5 protein-coding genes are annotated in these 4,291 nt (G+C 39.3%); all 5 read left to right on the top strand.

Translation table 11 applies throughout. The annotated features are described in order from the left end of the window. Positions 1-143 precede the first annotated feature (143 nt). The 5 genes from ABMY42_RS26140 to ABMY42_RS26120 all read left to right on the top strand — a co-directional run bounded on the left by ABMY42_RS26140 (position 144) and on the right by ABMY42_RS26120 (position 3,733). A complete protein-coding gene (locus ABMY42_RS26140) occupies positions 144-722 on the top strand; it encodes a hypothetical protein (protein WP_038887878.1) in 579 nt (192 codons plus the stop codon). A 592-nt stretch (positions 723-1,314) separates the two neighbouring features. Beyond that, a complete protein-coding gene (locus ABMY42_RS26135; RefSeq protein WP_050907957.1) occupies positions 1,315-1,923 on the top strand; it encodes an MSMEG_1061 family FMN-dependent PPOX-type flavoprotein in 609 nt (202 codons plus the stop codon). A gap of 187 nt (positions 1,924-2,110) precedes the next feature. Beyond that, positions 2,111-2,668, top strand: coding sequence for a hypothetical protein (locus tag ABMY42_RS26130; RefSeq protein WP_349266972.1), 558 nt, complete (start codon positions 2,111-2,113; stop codon positions 2,666-2,668). 156 nt (positions 2,669-2,824) lie between these two features. Further along, positions 2,825-3,607 (top strand): SAM-dependent methyltransferase, encoded by a 783-nt coding sequence (locus ABMY42_RS26125; protein WP_130195215.1) that lies wholly within the window; start codon positions 2,825-2,827, stop codon positions 3,605-3,607. Positions 3,608-3,610: 3 nt separating this feature from the next. Continuing rightward, positions 3,611-3,733: a DUF3265 domain-containing protein gene (locus ABMY42_RS26120; RefSeq protein WP_080993085.1), complete on the top strand. Its 123-nt coding sequence runs from the start codon at positions 3,611-3,613 to the stop codon at positions 3,731-3,733. Positions 3,734-4,291 lie beyond the last annotated feature (558 nt).

Here is a 4,291-nt window from a genome sequence, read left to right as displayed (position 1 = left end):
AACCACATAACAAATTGTTTAAGAGGGATTCGCAACGCGTGGCATTTTTACTATGCGTTAGTTTTAGTGTTTAAGGTGGTATGCGGCGGCTTTGGTATTGCGTTGCTCACCCCTTAACAAGGCGTTATGTTTTTAAGGAAGCTATGACTAAAGTTTTGGATTTTATAAGAGAAAATATCAGGTTCTTATTCGCAGTATGCGCGAACTTGGTAGCACTTGTTGTCGCCATTATTTGGGCGGTTGATAGTAACTGGCAAACAGGTGCTCCTTTAGAAATGGAGCCAATCGTTACATCGATAGCTTTGTTTGCAACGCTTCTCGGATTGAATTTTGTGAATGATAAACTTACCAAACCACATATCAAGGTTACATTATCCATGTCATATGCTGAACATCCAATACATGGACCGATGAATGGTATTAATATTAGGCTCGAAAATCACTCAGTGATTAAAACCTTTATTAAAAATTTTCAAGCTCAGTTACCAGAGTCGAAGCAAGTATTACAGTTTATGTGGGATGGTTTTACCGAGGCTCGCATTTCAAACGTTACTTTAGAGCCTGGAGAGGCGTTTTCTTTTAATATTGTTAAGAAAAATTTTGGTGCTTCATCTCGAGTAGTCGAAAAATATGGGGACTTTGTCGTTACCACTGAAACAGGGTATCAGTTTGTGGTACCAGCTAAAATCTTTAAAGAGCATCTGGAAATCCTATTCAGTTAAAAACATAACAAACAATTTAAGAGTGATTCGGCACGCATGGCATTTTTACTATGCGTCGGCTTTGGTGTTTAAGGTGGTCTGCGGCAACATCAGTATTGCGTGCCTCACACCTTAATTGGGCGTTATGTGTCTTGGTCAGGATTACATCGGGTCAGCTACTTAAAATGAGATAATATCCGCTTTTAAATGAATTACAGGGAGTGTAAATGAAAAAAGTCGAGCGATTTGAGTCACTAATCAGAATCATGGATGTGGTTGTAACATGTCTAGCAGTACTAATAGTGGCAGTTGGTATCTTTTCCACTGTCTTGCATGGAATTCAACTAGGTATTGGCGCTCTCGTATCTGGGATAATGTTATGGATAGCCAAATTTTTCATATGTGGCATATCATATACATTGATTCAGATAGCAAAGAATACTGCTCCAAAAGCTTCGGATGAAAACACATAACAAACTGCTCAAGAGGGATTCGCAACGCGTGGCATTTTTGCTATGCGTTGATTTTAGTGATTAAGGTGGTTTGCAGGGGCTTTTGTATTGCGTTGCTCACCCCTTAGCAGGGCGTTATACACTTATAAGGAAGTAATAGAATGAGTCAGATTTCATCGATAGAACAACTACTGGATATATACCCAAAGCCGAATGACAAAGCTAAAAATAAGGTATTAAGTAAGTTAGATCGTCATTCGATAACAATGATTGAAAATTGCCATTTTTGTATTCTTTCAAGTACAGACGTTAATGGCTTCACAGACATATCACCAAAAGGTGGTGCTCCCGGATTTGTTAAAGTTTTGGATCAGTCAACAATCTTGATACCAGATAGTAGTGGTAACAACCGAATTGATAGCCTTAAGAATATTGTAAGTAACCCTAAAGTGGGGATGATGTTCATGGTTAAAGGGATCGATGAAGTCGTACGCTTAAAGGGTCATGCAACTATTCATACAGAACCTGAACTATTGTCTCTTTGTCCCGATGGTAATAAAGAACCTAAGGTCGTTGTGAAAGTGGTAGTTGAAAGCGCATACTTCCACTGTGCTAAAGCTATTATGCGTGGGAAGTTGTGGTCTAACGATTTTCAAGTTGATCGTTCAATATTGCCATCATTAGCTGAAATAATAAAAGAACAGCAGAAGTTAGGTGGAAACTACGTTAGCCAAGAACAAATGCTGACTTACTACGAGTCTAGCCTTTAGGACGTGTATAACAAACTGTTTAAGAGTGATTCGCAACGCGTGGCATTTTTACTATGCGTTGGTTTAAGTGACTAAGGTGGCATGCGGCGGCATCGGTATTGCGTTGCTCACACCTTAACAGGGCGTTATAAGTACTATTGAGATGTGTATGCATGAGACAAAATGGCGAGAGCTAATATGTGATTGGATGAGATCGGCATGGCCCGAAGATATATACATTGAAGAAGCGTATACACCTTATGGCACAGATGTCATTCATGACAAGTTAGCCAGACCTGATATCCTCAGAATATCTCCTGAGGGCGGTATAAGCATAATAGAAGTCAAAAAGTGGGGAAGCTCTGAGTTCAATAAATGGGCTGTTTTGGGGCAACTTCAGTTATATACATTTTTGACCGAAACGCAGTATTTTCAAGACAATGAAAACTACTTTTGGATGCAAAACTTAATCAAGAAAGGTCTGTTTAACCAGTCAGTTATCGACAATATAGAGAATAGATTCAAAGAATTGGACTACATCGTTGATGAATGGTGTGTAGTAATTGTTGGCGGTGATAAAGAAGAGATTGAGCAATCAGAAATTCTTTGGCACATGTATGATTTCGTAAATCTAAATCTGGATAGTAACTCCAACTTTCGACCGTTAACTCTGTTACATGCCACAGAGAAAAACGGAGAATATCGTTGCGATAATCTAGAGTGTTGGTTTAGAAAAAATAGCAGTTTCGAGAACCCGTACTCATAACAAACTGTTTAAGAGTGATTCGCAACGCTTGGCATTTTTGCTATGCGTTGCGTGTAGTGTTTAAGGTAGTATGCGGTAGCCTCGGTATTGCGTTGCTCACACCTTAACAGGGCGTTATGCGCACCGAATAATGAAGCTTCATAGGAGGAATTATAAATGGACGATTTTTACATAGATCCAAAAGGATTGGCGGCATACTATGAAGTTCAATGGCTTGATAAACTTCGCTTAAGTGGAGTGTCTGAACAATTCGAGAGTAAATCTAAGTACGTACCTGAGTCGTTTATCTCCTCAAACCACACACAAAGCGTAGCTAAGTTTATTATTGATGCTCTGGAAGCTGAGAGTATTGATCCTATTGACGCATTAGAGGTAGGGGCAGCTTTGGGACGAAATAGCTACGAGTTAGTTACTAACATACCAAGCATTAGTTCTGTCACAGTTGTTGAGCCGTCTCACCGCTTGCTATCAAATCTCAAACAAATACTAATTGACGGTACTAAATGTGAATTTCCTTATATCAAGAGCTTGAAAGAGTTGGGGTGTTTGGACTTTGATGCTTCAACAATAGCAAAAGCGTGTGATCATGTATCATTTACTTTAATTGAAGCACCTTTCGAGCGTGGTGTGGTTAAGAAAGAGTTTGATTTAACAGTTTGCCTCAATGTACTGGATCAATGTGAATCGCCTAAAACTTTAGTAAACGCATTGATGGATGCAACTGCTTTTAATGGAGTGTTAGTTTTATCATGTACTTATCAGTGGAACAAAAAGCATTTAAAAGAAGAAAGTGAAGCTGTTAATGATATAAACGACTACTTTGGAGAGGGTTGGGAAAAGCTATCTGAAGATGAACATGAATACAAGATAAGATTTAACGAAAGGTATTCGTTACTATTTCTTTCCCATATAGTCGCTTACAAAAAAGTTGGTGGCTAACATTTGGTACGTGCGCATAACAAACAATTTAAGAGTGATTCAGCACGCGTGGCATTTTTGGTATGCGGTGACTTCGGTGTTGAAGTGCAATGCAGCGGCTTGGTCATTGCGTGCTTCACACCTTAATTGGGCGTTAGTACGGGTTTGACATCAAAGGTCATAAGTTTTGGTGTTTATCTGTTTTGGCGCTCGTCTTTACACCTTTCAGTTTGTACCTTTCACGTTCTTTCCGGTGGCACTATGTGCGGAGTGTTCGCTTTGACTTCATCGTTTACGGTCTCTAACTCTTAATCTATTTCTTTATTGCTTCTTCTTTTTCGTGGTTTTTACTAAGTCAAAATTGTCTTTCTTTGGTGTTGCTGTCGAAGTGCGAGGAACGAATCCTTTTCTAATTTGAAGTCAGTAAACCTAGGGGAGTTCAGTACGTTTTTCTTCTAGCCAACTTTCGTCTCTTAACCGAGTTTAAGTTTTGTAGCTGCCCGTCTCACTTCAGCGTTCAAAGTCTTTCATATTATGCCAGATTTCAATATCTTGGAGCGCATAAATAGAAGTAGCGCATGTACTAACAAATTGCTTAAGAGTGATTCGTAACGCGTGGCATTTTTACTTTGCGGTGGCTTATGTGATTAAGGCTCTGTGCGGTAGCTTTTGTATTGCGTTACTCACACCTTAGCAAGGCGTTAT

This window comes from Vibrio sp. SSH13-20 (assembly GCF_040104475.1).
Classification (GTDB): Bacteria; Pseudomonadota; Gammaproteobacteria; order Enterobacterales; family Vibrionaceae; genus Vibrio; species Vibrio harveyi.
The sequence above is the reverse complement of the archived record's forward strand: the minus strand, read 5'-3'. Positions and strand labels throughout refer to the sequence as shown.